This window comes from Prodigiosinella confusarubida (assembly GCF_002847015.1).
Lineage (GTDB): Bacteria > Pseudomonadota > Gammaproteobacteria > Enterobacterales > Enterobacteriaceae > Prodigiosinella > Prodigiosinella aquatilis.
The window spans coordinates 1,654,066-1,669,715 of record NZ_CP025085.1 but is presented as its reverse complement, the minus strand read 5'-3'; the positions used below and the strand labels follow the sequence as shown (position 1 = coordinate 1,669,715).

The 15,650-nt window shown below is 52.3% G+C and carries 15 protein-coding genes; 5 read left to right on the top strand and 10 right to left on the bottom strand.

The window, feature by feature from the left end; all coding sequences use genetic code 11:
- Positions 1-12: 12 nt before the first annotated feature.
- Complete coding sequence (locus CWC46_RS07640; protein ID WP_051391542.1) at positions 13-1,032, bottom strand: FAD:protein FMN transferase; 1,020 nt, start codon at positions 1,030-1,032, stop codon at positions 13-15.
- Positions 1,033-1,290: 258 nt separating this feature from the next.
- Between CWC46_RS07640 and dpaA the strand changes: the two genes are divergently transcribed.
- A complete protein-coding gene (gene dpaA, locus CWC46_RS07635; RefSeq protein WP_021017461.1) occupies positions 1,291-2,013 on the top strand; it encodes a peptidoglycan meso-diaminopimelic acid protein amidase in 723 nt (240 codons plus the stop codon).
- Here dpaA and CWC46_RS07630 read toward each other — a convergent pair.
- Both CWC46_RS07630 and lpcA read right to left on the bottom strand, forming a co-directional pair.
- Positions 1,984-2,751, bottom strand: coding sequence for a class II glutamine amidotransferase (locus CWC46_RS07630; RefSeq protein ID WP_021017462.1), 768 nt, complete (start codon positions 2,749-2,751; stop codon positions 1,984-1,986). The genes dpaA and CWC46_RS07630 overlap by 30 nt on opposite strands.
- Before the next feature lie 37 nt (positions 2,752-2,788).
- Positions 2,789-3,370, bottom strand: coding sequence for a D-sedoheptulose 7-phosphate isomerase (gene lpcA / locus CWC46_RS07625; RefSeq protein ID WP_021017463.1), 582 nt, complete (start codon positions 3,368-3,370; stop codon positions 2,789-2,791).
- 258 nt (positions 3,371-3,628) lie between these two features.
- Here lpcA and fadE point away from each other — a divergent pair, with 258 nt between their 5' ends.
- The 4 genes from fadE to CWC46_RS07605 all read left to right on the top strand — a co-directional run bounded on the left by fadE (position 3,629) and on the right by CWC46_RS07605 (position 8,839).
- Entirely contained in the window at positions 3,629-6,076 is a 2,448-nt protein-coding gene (gene fadE, locus CWC46_RS07620; RefSeq protein ID WP_021017464.1) for an acyl-CoA dehydrogenase FadE, read from the top strand.
- Positions 6,077-6,247: 171 nt separating this feature from the next.
- The gene (gene yajD, locus CWC46_RS07615; protein ID WP_021017465.1) at positions 6,248-6,598 is read left to right on the top strand and encodes an HNH nuclease YajD; all 351 of its coding nucleotides are present in this window, start codon (positions 6,248-6,250) and stop codon (positions 6,596-6,598) included.
- 328 nt (positions 6,599-6,926) lie between these two features.
- A complete protein-coding gene (locus tag CWC46_RS07610) occupies positions 6,927-8,084 on the top strand; it encodes a pyridoxal phosphate-dependent aminotransferase (protein ID WP_021017466.1) in 1,158 nt (385 codons plus the stop codon).
- Positions 8,072-8,839 (top strand): amidohydrolase, encoded by a 768-nt coding sequence (locus CWC46_RS07605; protein ID WP_021017467.1) that lies wholly within the window; start codon positions 8,072-8,074, stop codon positions 8,837-8,839. Before CWC46_RS07610 ends, CWC46_RS07605 begins: the two co-directional genes overlap by 13 nt.
- 70 nt (positions 8,840-8,909) lie before the next feature.
- Here CWC46_RS07605 and hpxK read toward each other — a convergent pair whose 3' ends face one another.
- The 7 genes from hpxK to CWC46_RS07570 all read right to left on the bottom strand — a co-directional run bounded on the left by hpxK (position 8,910) and on the right by CWC46_RS07570 (position 15,617).
- The gene (hpxK, locus tag CWC46_RS07600) at positions 8,910-10,163 is read right to left on the bottom strand and encodes an allantoate amidohydrolase (RefSeq protein WP_021017468.1); all 1,254 of its coding nucleotides are present in this window, start codon (positions 10,161-10,163) and stop codon (positions 8,910-8,912) included.
- Entirely contained in the window at positions 10,160-11,404 is a 1,245-nt protein-coding gene (locus CWC46_RS07595) for a pyridoxal-phosphate-dependent aminotransferase family protein (protein WP_021017469.1), read from the bottom strand. The genes hpxK and CWC46_RS07595 overlap by 4 nt, the downstream gene beginning before the upstream one ends.
- Before the next feature lie 147 nt (positions 11,405-11,551).
- Positions 11,552-12,295: an amino acid ABC transporter ATP-binding protein gene (locus CWC46_RS07590; RefSeq protein ID WP_021017470.1), complete on the bottom strand. Its 744-nt coding sequence runs from the start codon at positions 12,293-12,295 to the stop codon at positions 11,552-11,554.
- Positions 12,276-12,932: an amino acid ABC transporter permease gene (locus CWC46_RS07585; protein ID WP_021017471.1), complete on the bottom strand. Its 657-nt coding sequence runs from the start codon at positions 12,930-12,932 to the stop codon at positions 12,276-12,278. The genes CWC46_RS07590 and CWC46_RS07585 overlap by 20 nt, the downstream gene beginning before the upstream one ends.
- The gene (locus CWC46_RS07580; protein WP_021017472.1) at positions 12,932-13,597 is read right to left on the bottom strand and encodes an amino acid ABC transporter permease; all 666 of its coding nucleotides are present in this window, start codon (positions 13,595-13,597) and stop codon (positions 12,932-12,934) included. The genes CWC46_RS07585 and CWC46_RS07580 overlap by 1 nt, the downstream gene beginning before the upstream one ends.
- Positions 13,598-13,606: 9 nt before the next feature.
- Positions 13,607-14,398 carry a transporter substrate-binding domain-containing protein gene (locus tag CWC46_RS07575; RefSeq protein ID WP_021017473.1) on the bottom strand — a complete coding sequence of 264 codons (792 nt, stop codon included), beginning with the start codon at positions 14,396-14,398 and terminating at the stop codon, positions 13,607-13,609.
- Positions 14,399-14,777: 379 nt separating this feature from the next.
- Positions 14,778-15,617, bottom strand: coding sequence for a MurR/RpiR family transcriptional regulator (locus CWC46_RS07570; protein WP_021017474.1), 840 nt, complete (start codon positions 15,615-15,617; stop codon positions 14,778-14,780).
- Positions 15,618-15,650: the final 33 nt, after the last annotated feature.

Here is a 15,650-nt window from a genome sequence, read left to right as displayed (position 1 = left end):
TCCCACGCGCGATTACTTCTTCATATAAGGCTTGAATGCTTCCGAATAACGCTCTTCAAAACCGGTGTCCGTTTTCACAATCATAAACACCGGGATATTCAACCGATTGGCAACTTCCAAACCGAGGTCCGGGCCAAAGACATCCAAACCGGTAGCCAATCCGTCAGCCGTCATACAGCGATTGGCCAATACCGTAATAGAGACCAGCCGGTGAGTGATAGGCCGCCCGGTATTAGGGTCAATAGTATGGGAATAACGAACACCATTAGCTTCAAAGTAATTTCGATAATCACCCGAGGTAGCAACTGCCATCTCTCCCGGTTCGATAATTTCCTGCACGCTTTGTCCGGATCCATAGTGAGGTTTTTCAATCGCAATATGCCAAGGTTTATTCTCACCGTTACTACCCTTGGTGCGGACTTCACCGCCGATCTCTACCATATAATTATCAATATTCAGTGATTGCAGGTATTCAGCCACCACATCTACACCATATCCTTTGGCAATGGACGACAGGTCAACGTACAACCCCGGAATATGCTTGATTAACGCATTACCATTAACACCCAGCTTATTCAGCCCGACCAGGGCACGCCGTTGTTCTAATTCGGCCTCACTCGGCACCTTATCCGGTCGGCCTTCCGGCCCGAAGCCCCACAGATTGACCAATGGCCCCACGGTAATATCCAGTCCACCGCCGATCTGATGATTAATCCGAATCGCTTCCCGTACTACCTCTGCCGTGGCAGGAGACACCGGAAAAGGCTGGTTAACAGCCCGGCTCTGATTAAAACGACTGAGTTCGGACTGAGGAAGATAAGTTGACATCTGGTTATTAACCGTCTTCAGACGACTATCAATTTCAGCCTTAATAGTTTCAGGCGATGGCTGATCATCCTTGCTGATATATTTGACGGAGTAAGATGTCCCCATCGTTTTGCCTTCCAGATTTTCCTGCTGAAGGCCGCCACACCCGGTTAATATCCAGACAATGGCTGCTAATCCCAGCCAGTTTTTGAGCGTTATTCGCACTTTTACCGTACTCCCCTCACTATCTGTTTCTTGCTCTGCACAGTGCTGTAAAATTAATCGCGACATCATACCAGCAGATTTGCTTCGACAAGGAATAAATCCCTTCTTGTCTATTTCTAAATTAGCGGCCTTTTTTTATCACTATTTCCCTCTTGAATAAAATGAAAGCAATGATAATGTGATTGCGCTATAGACAAGGGAATACGGAACCATTAATAGGTACCGTATGTAATACCGCTACAATAATCAGGATTTACAATGTTAAAGATCGCGCTGTCATTTGCGATATTGTTTTTTTTGCCATCTATTGCCGTCACCAGCACAGCCAGTGAAGCCATACCGGTAACAAAAGAATTAAAACAACAGTTGCTAGGCTCCCCGGTTTATATCCAGATTTTTAAAGAAGAAAGAGTGTTAGAACTTTACGCTAAAGAGGGTAATGAATATCACTTGATACAAAGCTACCCAATTTGTAAATATTCTGGTGGACTTGGTCCAAAACGGATCGAAGGTGACTTAAAAAGCCCGGAAGGTTTTTATCAAATAGATTTGCATCAGCTAAATCCTGACAGCCATTACTATCGTGCCATTAATGTCGGTTTCCCTAACGAATACGATCGTGCACAAGGATATTCCGGCCGTTATCTGATGATCCACGGTGAGTGTGTTTCCATTGGCTGTTATGCCATGACCAACAAATATATCGATGAGATTTACACTTATGTCGAGCAGGCATTGCGTAATGGTCAGGAAAAAGTCGATTTGAACATTTATCCATTTCGGATGACGGAACAGAACATGCGACGTCATCGCGACTCGGCTTACATCAGTTTTTGGCGTCAATTGCAGCCGGGTTACGCCTATTTCAATCAGCATCATCAACCACCGGCTGTCACGGTATTCAACGGACACTATGTCATTAACCAACCGATTCAAGCCAGCCAGCCAGTGTCAAATTATGCGTTCACCAAAACGAAATAAGACAAACTCGCCTGGCATGATTTGATGCCAGGTTTCGTTACCGGTAAGTGGCTGGGTCGCCAGCACGGTAACGACATCATTGGGTGACGTTTGCTGCTGGAAGTCAATTTCCACATCGTCATCCAGCAATGTCGCTTTGCCAAAAGGCGCTCGGCGGGTAATCCAGTACAGATGAGTGGAACAATATCCCATCACAAAGCGCCCGTCCGACAGCAGCATATTGAACACACCTTTTTCCCGTAGTTGCGCCGTCAGGCTGGCGATATAACGAAATACCGCCGGCCAGTTGCCAGGGGTTCGCGGATAACGCTGCGACAATTGATGCAACAACCAGCAAAAGGCATATTCACTGTCCGTTTGTCCTATCGGACGAAATTGGCCGGTTTTCAGACCGCGATATCCCTTCAACTGCCCATTGTGGGCGAATGTCCAGTTCCGTCCCCACAGCTCGCGGGTAAACGGATGGGTATTTTCCAGCGCCACATTGCCTCGGTTGGCTTGCCGAATATGGGAAACCACCGCACAGGATTTGATGGGATAGTTCTGCACCAGTTGTGCGATGGGTGAAGTAAAGCTGGGCAAAGGGTCCTTAAAGGTGCGACAACCATTCCCTTCATAGAACGTAATTCCCCATCCATCACGGTGCGGTCCCGTCCGACCACCCCGCTGCATCAGACCGGTGAAGCTGAAACAGATATCAGTTGGGACATTGGCGCTCATCCCAAGCAACTCACACATGTTTGATTCCTTACTTCATCCACGCAATAGCCAGCAATCAGTTCCCAACCATTTCCTTTTCGATCAGTTGAATCAGAATATGGATAGCCTTGATATGAATCTCCTGAATGCGATCTGCATAGCTCAAATGCGGCACACGAATTTCCACATCGGCAGTACCGGCCATTTTGCCGCCATCTTTCCCCGTCAGAGTAATAACTTTCATACGTTTAGCACGGGCGGCACTGATTGCCTTGATAATATTGCCGGAGTTACCGGAAGTGGAGATCCCCAGCAAAACATCGCCTTCACGACCTAATGATTCGATATAACGGGAAAATACAAAATCATAACCAAAATCATTACTTACACAGGAAATATGACTGGGGTCAGAAATGGCAATGGCCGGATAGCCTGGACGGTTTTCACGATAGCGCCCCGTCAGCTCTTCCGCAAAGTGCATGGCATCGCAATGCGATCCCCCATTCCCACAGGAAAATACCTTCCCACCGGCTTTAAAAGCATCAGCCAATAAGATAGCCGCATTTTGAATCGCCTGGATGTTGGCGTCATCATTCAAAAACGTATCCAGCGTTTCCGCTGCTTCTTTCAGCTCATTACGGATTAAGTCCTGATACATGGAATCCTCTCATTCAGTGACATCATGATCGTCCGTCAAGCAGTGTAGCGGATCCCCTAAACAGCGAGAAGCAGACAATTGCCAATTGCTGGCATTCCACATCAGGTGTGGAACGCCGGTAAGTTGTTTGTGAGTCACATTGTAATTGCGGTGTAAACAGATTGATAAAAATAACAAAATAAACTAGAACCAAAGGGAAACCAGGGCAGGTCAGACCTCTTGATCTTCTGATCAACGACACCATCTGGAGACGCCACTATGATCGCCGTCAGTATTCTACTTCTACTTATTCTTATCAGCGTGCTGTTTTACCACCGGTTAGCACTATGGCTGGGCTGCACACTGATATTAGCCTATTTTGCCAGCATGGCAGCGCTGAACATATGGTCTGTCTGGTCTCTGATCCCAGTGGTGATTCTGATGTTACCGTTCACGCTGCCTCCACTGCGCCGAAAACTGTTTTCAGCTCCCGCGCTGCGCTGGTTTAAACAGGCCATGCCCCCCATGTCGAAAACCGAAAAAGAAGCCATTGATGCCGGAACAACCTGGTGGGAAGGCGATCTGTTTCAAGGTTCACCTGACTGGAAAAAACTGCATGCTTACCCACGTCCTGAGCTCACACCGGAAGAACAGGCATTCCTGAATGGCCCGGTAGATGAAGCTTGCCGTATGGCCAATGACTTTGAAATTACTCATGAACGGGCCGATCTACCGCCAGAATTGTGGGCATATCTAAAACAGCACCGTTTCTTCGCCATGATCATCAAAAAAAAGTATGGCGGACTGGAGTTTTCCGCTTATGCACAAGCCCAGGTGCTGCAAAAGCTGTCCGGTATTTCCGACATCCTGGCTATCATTGTCGGGGTACCTAACTCACTAGGTCCAGGAGAACTACTACAGCATTACGGTACCGATAAGCAGCAGAATTATTACCTGCCTCGTCTGGCACGTGGCGAGGAGATCCCCTGCTTTGCCCTTACCAGCCCGGAAGCGGGTTCCGACGCCAGTGCTATCCCGGATGTCGGCGTGGTCTGTTATGGTCAATGGCAAGGCGAACAGATTCTGGGCATGCGCCTAACCTGGAACAAGCGCTATATCACGTTGGCACCAGTAGCCTCGGTATTGGGTCTGGCGTTTAAACTGTACGACCCGGATCATTTGCTGGGGGATGTGGATGACGTAGGGATTACCTGTGCCCTGATTCCCACCAACACGCCAGGAGTAAATATTGGCCGTCGTCATTTTCCGATGAACATTCCGTTCCAGAATGGCCCGACCCAGGGCGACAATGTTTTTGTACCGCTGGATTACATCATCGGCGGCCCACCAATGGCAGGCCAAGGCTGGCGTATGTTAATGGAGTGTCTGTCTGTCGGGCGCGGTATCACATTGCCTTCCAACGCGACCGGTACTCTGAAGACCGTTGCACTGGCGGTAGGCGCTTATGCCCATATCCGACGCCAGTTCAAAGTGCCAATCGGTAAGATGGAAGGAATTGAAGAGCCGCTGGCGCGCATCGCCGGTAATGCCTATATGTTAGATGCCGCTGCCACGTTGATCACCAGCGGCATTATGCAGGGTGCCAAACCCGCCGTGCTATCCGCGATTGTGAAATATCATTGTACCCACCGTGCTCAGCGTTCAGTGATAGACGCGATGGACATCACCGGTGGTAAAGGCATCTGTCTGGGTCCATCCAACTTTGTGGCCCGCCATTATCAGGGGTCACCGATTGCCATTACGGTAGAGGGCGCCAACATCCTGACCCGCAGTATGATCATCTTTGGTCAAGGCGCCATCCGCTGCCATCCTTTTGTGTTGCAAGAGATGACGGCGGCACAGGATAACAACCTGAAGAACTTCGATCGGGCGCTGTTTGGTCATCTCGGTCATGTGGGCAGCAATAAAATCCGCAGTCTGTGGCTGGGCCTGACCGATGGACGTGCCAGTCGCGCCCCCGTCAACGATGTCACTCGCCGCTACTACCAGAAACTGAACCGGCTCAGTGCCAATATGGCGTTGCTGGCGGACGTTTCCATGGCCGTACTGGGTGGTAGTCTGAAACGCCGCGAACGTATATCAGCACGATTGGGCGATATTCTCAGCCAGCTTTATCTGGCTTCGGCCACACTGAAACGCTATGACGAAGAGGGACGCCAGCCCGCTGACCTTCCACTGGTACACTGGGGGGTACAGGATTGCCTTCATCAGGCGGAACACGCCATGAACGAGCTGCTGCGTAACTTTCCCAATCGCCTGGTGGCGGGTGTGTTGTGGGTGTTGATTTTCCCGCTCGGTCATACCTGCCCGGCACCGTCAGATCGTCTGGATCATCAGTTGGCAAAAATCCTGCAAACACCGTCAGCAACACGCTCCCGTCTGGGACGGGGCCAGTACCTGACGCCCAGCGAGCATAATCCGGCCGGGCTGCTGGAATCAGCATTGCAGGATATTCTGGCCGCAGAGCCAATTCATCAGCGCCTGTCCCAGACGGCAGGCCATAGTCTGCCCTTTATGCGGCTGGATAAGCTGGCAGAACAAGGGCTGGTTGAAGGTACACTCTCAGAGGAAGAAGCCGAGATTCTCAACCGTGCGGAAATCAGCCGTCTGCGTTCCATCAACGTCGATGATTTTGCTCCGGACGCGCTGGCCAGCCAGAAACCGGCATCAACCCGGCATGATCCGTCCAGAGCAGAAATGGCCTGAATCGACACATGATCAGAATAACCGTTGTATTCTGATGCGTTTATCACCGTCGCCAGTGAGGGGGCAATCCCTCTTTGCCTTGCTTCACCTGCGATGAATGGTATTTCCATTTTTCATCCACAGAAAAAGCGCTAAGATAGCGCTATTCTGGTTTTTTATGACGATACTCTTATGGCCTATATCCCCAAGAATTATACAAAGCTGGAAAGCGGCTACCGTGAAAAAGCGCTGAAGCTGTTCCCGTGGGTATGCGGGCGCTGCTCACGTGAGTTTGTTTACTCCAATCTGCGTGAATTAACCGTGCACCATATCGATCACGATCACAGCAATAACCCGGAAGATGGCAGTAACTGGGAGTTGCTCTGTCTGTATTGCCACGATAATGAACATTCCAAATATACTGATGCGCACCTGTATGGTTCGACGGTTATTGCTGGTGATGATCCTCAGAAAGACATTGGCGTCGCTACCCATAACCCGTTCGCCGATCTGAAAGCCATGCTGGATAAAGGCAAGAAATAGATGACGACTCGCTCTGGCGCGCCCGCGCCAGTCTCGCCGAATCAGACTGACTGCATTCGCCTTTCTGTCCGATCCAGTGACAAGCTGCCGCCCATTCAATAAGCTGCTGATTAACATTCATAACGGATCTTGTGTCGCTGGGTTTGCCAATGCCTTATCCGCAGATCCCTGGTCTGTTTAGCGTCTTTGGTTATGGCTTGGTTGACCATGGAATTTAGCCATTTAAACGTCCAAACGTCTTGATTGCCAAATGCCGGCATCGTGCTATAGTGACAACGATAACAAACTTGAGTGACAAGCATCCGGTTTGCAGGAGTCCTTTTCAGCCATGAGCGCCGCATTAATTCCCGAAAGTAAACTACCCTCCCTTGGCACGACGATTTTTACCCAGATGAGCGCCCTGGCGCAGCAACATCAGGCGATTAACCTGTCACAGGGATTCCCGGATTTTGATGGTCCGGATTATCTGAAACAGCGTCTGGCCCACCATGTCAGTCAGGGAGCCAATCAGTACGCGCCAATGACCGGTGTTGCCCCATTACGCCAGGCCATTGCGGAAAAAACCGCCGCATTGTATGGCTGGCAACCGGATGCCGACCACGAAGTCACGGTGACGGCAGGCGCGACAGAAGCGCTGTTCGCGGCCATTAGTGCGCTGGTACGTCCGGGTGATGAAGTGATTTGCTTTGATCCCAGCTACGACAGTTATGCGCCAGCCGTAACACTGGCTGGCGGCGTGCTAAAACGTCTGGCTTTGCAGCCCCCCACGTTCAAGGTGGACTGGATGCAGTTTGCACAGTTGTTAAGTGATCGTACCCGAATGGTCATCCTCAATACGCCGCATAATCCCTCCGCCACGGTGTGGCAGCGGGATGATTTCCAGCAACTATGGCAGGCCATTGCCACGCGGGAAATCTACGTATTGAGTGATGAAGTCTATGAACACATCTGTTTTGCCCGTGAAGGACACGCCAGCGTACTGGCACACCCACAGCTGCGTCAGCGGGCGATTGCGGTTTCCTCATTCGGTAAAACCTTTCACATGACAGGCTGGAAAGTCGGTTATTGTGTCGCGCCTGCGGCGCTGAGCGCCGAAGTGCGCAAGGTTCACCAGTACCTGACGTTCTCCGTCAATACGCCGGCACAGTTGGCGATTGCCGACATGCTGCAACAACAACCTCAGCACTGGCGCAGTCTGTCGGATTTCTACCGTGATCGTCGCGACCATTTTATCAACGCGCTTGCGGCCAGTCGTTTTGACGTTTTGCCTTGTGAAGGCACCTATTTCCTGCTGGCAGACTATCGCGCTATTTCCTATCAGGACGATGTCAGCTTCTGCCGTTGGCTAACCGAACATGTTGGCGTAGCCGCCATTCCACTGTCGGTATTCTGTGCCGAATCGTTCCCTCACACGTTGATTAGGCTATGCTTTGCTAAACAGGAAATGACATTGGATATTGCCGCGGAGCGCTTATGTCAACTTTAAAAATTACACTATTACAACAGCCCCTGGCCTGGATGGACGGTGCCGCCAACCTGCACCATTTTGACACGCTGCTAGGAGAGATTACCGGACGCGATCTGATCATTCTCCCGGAGATGTTTACCACCGGTTTCGCGATGGAAGCGGCGGAAAGCAGTCTGGAACAGACAGCGGTAGAAAGCTGGCTACTACAGTGGGCACAACACAATAACGCCATGATCGGCGGCAGTGTGGCGGTGAATACGATAAAGGGTGCGGTGAACCGTTTTTTGCTGGCTGACCCGAATGGCAAGGTCTATCAGTACGATAAACGCCATCTGTTCCGTATGGCGAACGAAGATCAGTATTATCATGCCGGTCGGGATCGGGAAATTATTGAATGGCGCGGCTGGCGCATCATGCCGCTGATTTGCTATGACCTGCGCTTTCCGGTCTGGTCGCGCAACCATCAGGATTATGATCTGGCGCTGTATGTGGCCAACTGGCCAGCGCCACGCGCATCCCATTGGAAAACACTGCTGGCAGCGCGGGCAATTGAGAATCAGGCTTATATTGCCGGTTGTAATCGTGTCGGCAGCGATGAAAATGGTCACAATTATCAGGGCGATAGTCTGGTCATCGATGCATTAGGCAATATACTGGCTTCCGCACCGGAAAATCAGCCCGCCCGTATTGACGCCGAGCTGTCGCTGGAGGCACTTCAAAGCTACCGCGAAACCTTCCCAGCCTGGCGCGATGCCGACAAGTTCAGTTTGTAAACACACCAGATTGCATCGTAAAAATCGCGATGAAAAGCACGCTTTTCATCGCATCAACCACAATATTCATTTATCGATAACTGAGTACCGTTTGCAGCAACGCCTGTAGCGCCAGCGCCACATCCTCCATCATGACGGATTCATCTGGATGATGGCTGATCCCACCCCGACAGCGCACAAACAGCATCCCCACCGGCCAACGTTCGGCAATCGCAATGGCATCATGCCCGGCGCCACTCGGCAACAGCAGAGTCGTACCCTGTACTTGCTCCACCGCCGCAGATAAACGCTGTTGTAATTGTGCGTCACAACCTGTGGCCGCGATGCGGTAATACTCGTCTGAGGTAAAATCACAGCCGCGCAGATGGGCGATATCATGGGCCAGTATCAACAACCGCTGTAACAGCGCATCCAGCGCGTTATCTTCCGGGCCACGAATGTCCAGTGTCAGCCGCACTTCACCAGGGATCACATTGGCCGCTCCCGGCAGACATTGCAGCGTACCAAAGGTCGCCACCAGATAAGGATCACTGGCTTTGGTGATCTGCTCAGCCTCTGCCATCCAGACGGCGGCGGCGGCCAGAGCGTCCTGACGCTGCGACATCGGCACCGTTCCCGCATGCCCTGCTTGTCCGATAAACGTACAGTTTAACCGTCGGGCACCATTAATCGCGGTCACGACGCCCAATGCCAGCCCGGCCTGTTCCAGACATGGGCCCTGTTCAATATGCAACTCCAGATAGGCAATGATGTCTCTCGCCGGACGCGCCGCCTGCGCGATAGCGTCAGCATCCAGCCCTGATGACTGTAGTGCCTGCGCCACCGTAATACCTTCCGCGTCCGGACGCGACAGCCAGCCATCCGGCCAGGTTCCGGTCACCCCTCGACTGCCGAGCAGTGTGATACCGAAACGCGTACCTTCTTCATCACCAAACCCGACAATTTCCAGCGCCACCGGCAACCGGATCTCACGTTGGTACAAATAGCGCACGGTTTCAATGGCCGTCAGCACACCGAGCATACCGTCGTAGCGTCCAGCATTGCGCACGGTATCCAGATGTGATCCCAGCAACAATGCAGGGGCACCGGGCACGACGCCTTCATAACGGCCGCAGATATTGCCTACGCTGTCCTGCCAGACCCGCATACCTGCATCACGCATCCACTCGCCCACTTGCTGATTAGCGCGCAGATGCTCCGGCGACAGGTAGACCCGGGTCAGTTGCCCGGCGGTTTCGCTGATTTCCGCCAGCGAATCACAGCGGGACATCACCTGCTGCGCGGCAACCTGAGCGTCGGTAACCGTCATCAGTACCGCACTCATGCGCGGTCCTCGTGGCCGGCGTAGACATCCCAGGCGGCCTGCAACGCCGCGCCCTGAACCGTGCTGAAACCCAGCCGGTTCAATACCGCTTCCAGCGCGGTCAACGTCTGCATCACACAATCCTTGCGGGCGTTGTAACCCATAGTACCGATGCGCCAAATCTTACCCTGTAACGGCCCAAATGACGTGCCGATCTCAATGGCGAAATCCTCTAGCAGCAGCTTGCGCACCTGCTCACCATGAATGCCAGCGGGGATCACCACGCCGAGTACGTTACTCATTTTGTGGCGAATATCGCCATAAGGTGCCAACCCCATGCCCTGAATACCCGCCAGCAGCGCATTACCCTGTAATTCATGGCGATCGATACACGCCTGCAAGCCCTCTTCCAGAATAACGCGGGCGCATTCACGGGCCGCGAACAGCATGCTGGTGGCTTCGGTATGGTGATTGAGACGCTCCGGCCCCCAATAATCCATGATCATGCCGAGGTCAAAATAGTTGGAATAGATCATCTCATCCTCACCATCCTGATGCGATGCGGTACGGATCCCCTGTTCGACGCATTTACGCTGGCGGATCACTGCTTCCATCCGCGAACTAAGGGTGACCGGCGCACTGCCGGACGGTCCACCCAGACACTTCTGCAATCCGGCGGAAACGGCATCCAATCCCCAGGCGTCGGTTTCCAGCGGGTTACCGCCGAACGACGCCGTGGCATCGGTATAGAACAGAACATCGTGGCGACGGCAGATCGCACCCAATTCCATCAGCGGTTGCAGCATCGTCGTGGAGGTATCACCCTGAACCGTCAGCAGCAGGCGTGGTTTCACCCGTTTAATCGCATCTTCAATCTGATCTGGCGTAAACACGTCACCCCACGCCGCCTCAATGGTATGCACCTCGGCGCGGCAACGACGAGCAATCTCACACAGCAGATGACCAAATCGGCCAAAGACCGGTACCAGCACCCGATCACCCGGTCGGATGGCTGAAATCAGAACCGCTTCAATCCCCGAACGAGAAGTCCCGTCCACCAGCATGGTCCAACGGTTTTCGGTACGGAACAGTTGGCGATACAGCACCATGACCTGATTCATGTATTCTGTCATCGCCGGATCGTACTGCCCCACCAACTGACTGGCCATCGCCCGCAACACACGCGGATCGGCATTGATTGGCCCCGGCCCCATCAGCAAACGGTGTGGCGGATTGATCTGCGCAAACAGGTCATTACTCATTGTGATTAACTCCTGATGTCGTTTAATTCATTGAAACAGCCATGTCGGATGACCTATTTCCGTCACTCCTGCGTGAGGCAGGTATCCATCCCAAACACGGTACTCAACTTGCGGTTAGTTCTTCGCCTTTCGGGAATGACGATGGTGTCAGGCCTCCTTCAGTCCCCGAACGGAAGCGATAAACTGTTTAAGCTCGGCAGTTTGTGGGCGGGCAAACAATTCATGTCCCTTACCCTGTTCCCATACTGTGCCCTGATGCATAAACACCACCCGGTCGCCTATTTCACGAGCAAAGTTCATCTCATGCGTGACCAGAATCAGCGTCATGCCTTCGGCAGCCAGTTGCTCCAGCACTTTCAGCACTTCCCCCACCAGTTCCGGGTCCAGCGCCGAGGTAATCTCATCGCACAACAACACTTTCGGATTCATTGCCAACGCCCGGGCAATCGCCACCCGCTGCTGCTGACCGCCGGAGAGGTTGCCGGGGTAATAATCCATCCGGTCGCCCAGACCAACTTTATTCAACATCTGTGCGCCCAGCTCGCGGCATTCTGCCGCGTTTTTACCCAACACCAGACGCGGTGCCAGCATGACGTTTTCCAGCGCGCTCATATGTGGGAACAGATTAAAATTCTGGAAGATCATGCCAACCGAACGGCTGATGTCTCGCGCCTGGGACTCCCGATCCGTGATGGTCATTCCACCCAGTTTGATACTGCCTTCCTGATAGCCTTCCAACCCGTTGATGCAACGCAGTAATGTGCTTTTTCCTGAGCCGCTGCGACCGATGATGAAAACGACCTCCCCTATGTCGATATCCAGATCCACACCTTTTAACACGTGGTTCTGACCATAATATTTATGAACCTGATTAATGGTGATGAGCGGCATTGAATTTCCTCTCCAGATAATGGCTGTAATAAGACAAGGGGTAACACATCAGGAAGTATCCCAACGCCACCAGACCAAATACTTCAAACGGTTGATAAGTCACGTTATTCAGCATGGTTCCGGCTTTGGTCAATTCGACAAAACCGATGATGGATGCCAGCGCTGTTCCTTTGATGACCTGTACCGAAAAGCCGACTGTCGGCGCAATGGCGATACGCATCGCCTGTGGTGCCACGACCCGGCTCAGCGTCTGCCAAAAGGTCAGCCCCAGGCAGCGAGAAGCTTCCCACTGCCCTTTCGGCAGCGCCTGCACGCTGGCATACCAGATATCCACCAGAAACGCGCTGGTGAACAGCGTCAGCGCCAGTGCCGCAGCCACCCACGGGCTAACGTTAATGCCAAACAATCCCAGGCCGAAAAAAGCCAGAAACAGTTGCATCAGCAACGGCGTTCCCTGGAACAGCTCGGTATACAGTCGAATCAGACGCAACGGCCATACACGTTTAGTCAAACGCAACAACAACAGTGGGAGTGTCACCAGCACACCGCCAAAAAAAGCGGTCAGCGATAACAATAATGTCCAGCGTGCTGCCAACAGCAGATTGCGCACGATGTCCCAGTCAGTAAATGTCGCCATCAGGCCGGACTCCTCAAAAAACGTCTCCCGACCAGCAACAGCAACTGACGCATCAGTATCGACAGCGCCAAATAGATAAGCGTGGTCACCGAATACACTTCAAAACTGAGAAAGGTTCGAGACTGAATCAAGCTAGCGGCGAAGGTCAGCTCTTCGTAAGACACCTGGGACACCACCGAGGAACCCAGCATGACGATGATGCACTGACTGACCAGCGCCGGATAAATACGTTGCAGAGCGGGCGGCAGAATCACCCGCAGAAAGGTCTGGGTGCGGCTCAGACCCAATACCCGCGCCGCTTCCCACTGACCTTTCGGCGTAACCTGGATACCTGCGCGGATAATTTCCGTACTGTAAGCACCCAGATTGATTAACATCGCCAACAGCGCGGCCTGTCCGGCATTGAGCTTAAGCCCCAATCCCGGCAGTCCGAACACGATAAAAAACAGTTGCACCACAAACGGCGTATTACGGATCACTTCGACGTAAACGCCCCACAGACGGCTGGCAATATTGGGCTTGCCACTGCGTAACGCCGCACCACAGATACCGATGGCGATCCCACCTACGGTTGCCATGGCCGTCAGCTCAATCGTGACCCACAGTCCAGCCAGCAATTCCGGCCAGTATGGCCACAGCGCAGCAAAATTAAGCTGATAGGTCATGGCTCCTCCTTACGCGCCCAGATTGGCTGGTAGCGGTGCCTTCATCCACTTTTCTGACAGGCTGTTCAGGGTGTGATCTTTTATCGCTTTCTCAATCAAGCTATTCACTTTGGCTTTCAACGCCGGTTCCCCTTTTCTCATACCGATAAAGCAAGGCGAGTCTTTCAGCATGAATTTCGCTACCGGAGCCTTGGTGGGGTTTTTCTCGGCAATCGCAGCGATAACCAGATTACCGGTTGCCACGTATTCCACCTGCCCGGACAGATAGGCCGACAATGTGGTGTTATTGTCTTCATAACGTTTAATCGTCGCCGTCTTGGGCGCGATATTACTCAATACCATGTCTTCCACTGCGCCGCGGGTAACACCGATACTCTTGCCCTGCAAAGTGGCTGGTGAACTGACATCGCCGGTTTTCGGGCCGAAGACACCCAGGAAGAACGGCGCATAAGCCCGGCTAAAATCAATGACTTTTTCCCGTTCGGCATTTTTACCCAGACTGGAGATCACCAGATCTACCTTATTGGTTTGCAGATACGGGATACGATTAGCACTGCTTACCGGCACCAGCTGCAACTTTAGTTTCATTTCTTTGGCCAGATAACGGGCAACATCAATATCGTAGCCTTGTGGTTGCAAATCGGTTCCCACAGAGCCAAACGGCGGGAAATCCTGCGGTATTGCTACACGCAGTACGCCATGTTGTTCAATATCCTTTAACTGGTCAGCCATTACGCTGCCTGCCTGGGCCATCAACAGTGCTGCGCCTACTATTGCTAAAAAACGTTTTTTGATGCTCATCGCGTTTGCCCCTGGTTACGTTAGTATGAAACAAAAGGTTCTCAAAAATAAATAACTGAAACTATCGTTACAATGAAAAGCAATATGTGTGCCAGATATAAAACAGAGGGAAAGCGTATAACGTCAGTGCGCTCCGCCAAAACGCGGAATAGCCATGAGACAGTAGTAAAAATTGATATAACATCATGTTTTAACGGACATGGACATATGTAGAGACTCAGTGAATCAACTGTCTGACATAACCTATCTTCAGGCGATATCGCTGATACCAGCGGGAGATAAACCGGCTAAGACACGCACAATAACGGAGCACAAAACGGGGAAATAATTGCACTACAATGAAACAACTGCACCAAAATGGCTCATCATTGCTGCGATCTTATCGCTGTTCCAGTTCATCCAGTCGCTGGTAAAGATCCGCGATCTGGTGAATATGCTGGCGACCATCACGCAACATGTCGTGCAGTAATGCATTGCTGATCAAATTCGCCAGACTCATGGCGGAGGCATAGCTGTCAAAGGCTGACACACTGTCCAGCGGTGCACACAACGTCCAGTTGGCAAAGGGCTGCAACGTATGAGCCTGGGGTTCGCACAACAGTAATACCGGCACCCGGTTATCCTGCAACTGCTTGAGTAATGGCTGAATTAAGCGTGGACGCCGCCGAAACGCGACAACAATCACCACATCCTGCGCATTCAGGTCCACCAACTCTTCAGAGAGCGTTTGTCCCGGTTGGGTAAGTAACAATACCTGCGGGCGGATTTGTAACAGTTGCTGGCGTAGATGCAGCGCCACCGGATAGCTGTTACGCAACCCGATAATACAAACGCGCTGTGCCTGCTGTAATGCGGCAATCACGGTGCCAAACGGCACTGGATCAATCTGGTTCACCCATTGCGTCAGGTTCGCCATCTCCTGCTTGTAATGGCGTGCCAGCAATGTATTGCCCTGTACCGCATCACGGTTATCCGTTAACGGCATACCGCTCTGGCGCAAAGTACGCAGTTCATCGCGCATCTCCCGGTAGCTGGGATACCCCAGACGGCGGAATAACCGGCTGACGGTCGCTTTCGACACACCGCTCAACCGCGCCAGCTCCGCGCTGTTATAGCTAATAAGGTCATCGAAATGATCAAAAATAAACGCGGCCACCCGTTGTTCCTGCGGGGAGAGTTCACTGTACTGACTGCGCAACCGCTCATCAATCTGCTTCATGCCTGCCTCTGTAACTTTCGTTTCAGCCGTATC

Excerpts from the sequence above, each read along its gene's own strand:
- CWC46_RS07575 (WP_021017473.1), bottom strand. The coding sequence starts at position 14,398 with ATGAGCATCAAAAAACGTTTTTTAGCAATAGTAGGCGCAGCACTGTTG.
- fadE (WP_021017464.1), top strand. The coding sequence starts at position 3,629 with ATGATCGCCGTCAGTATTCTACTTCTACTTATTCTTATCAGCGTGCTG.
- dpaA (WP_021017461.1), top strand. The coding sequence starts at position 1,291 with ATGTTAAAGATCGCGCTGTCATTTGCGATATTGTTTTTTTTGCCATCT.
- CWC46_RS07570 (WP_021017474.1), bottom strand. The coding sequence starts at position 15,617 with ATGAAGCAGATTGATGAGCGGTTGCGCAGTCAGTACAGTGAACTCTCC.
- yajD (WP_021017465.1), top strand. The coding sequence starts at position 6,248 with ATGGCCTATATCCCCAAGAATTATACAAAGCTGGAAAGCGGCTACCGT.
- hpxK (WP_021017468.1), bottom strand. The coding sequence starts at position 10,163 with ATGAGTGCGGTACTGATGACGGTTACCGACGCTCAGGTTGCCGCGCAG.
- CWC46_RS07580 (WP_021017472.1), bottom strand. The coding sequence starts at position 13,597 with ATGACCTATCAGCTTAATTTTGCTGCGCTGTGGCCATACTGGCCGGAA.
- CWC46_RS07590 (WP_021017470.1), bottom strand. The coding sequence starts at position 12,295 with ATGCCGCTCATCACCATTAATCAGGTTCATAAATATTATGGTCAGAAC.
- CWC46_RS07585 (WP_021017471.1), bottom strand. The coding sequence starts at position 12,932 with ATGGCGACATTTACTGACTGGGACATCGTGCGCAATCTGCTGTTGGCA.
- lpcA (WP_021017463.1), bottom strand. The coding sequence starts at position 3,370 with ATGTATCAGGACTTAATCCGTAATGAGCTGAAAGAAGCAGCGGAAACG.
- CWC46_RS07595 (WP_021017469.1), bottom strand. The coding sequence starts at position 11,404 with ATGAGTAATGACCTGTTTGCGCAGATCAATCCGCCACACCGTTTGCTG.
- CWC46_RS07605 (WP_021017467.1), top strand. The coding sequence starts at position 8,072 with ATGTCAACTTTAAAAATTACACTATTACAACAGCCCCTGGCCTGGATG.
- CWC46_RS07610 (WP_021017466.1), top strand. The coding sequence starts at position 6,927 with ATGAGCGCCGCATTAATTCCCGAAAGTAAACTACCCTCCCTTGGCACG.
- CWC46_RS07630 (WP_021017462.1), bottom strand. The coding sequence starts at position 2,751 with ATGTGTGAGTTGCTTGGGATGAGCGCCAATGTCCCAACTGATATCTGT.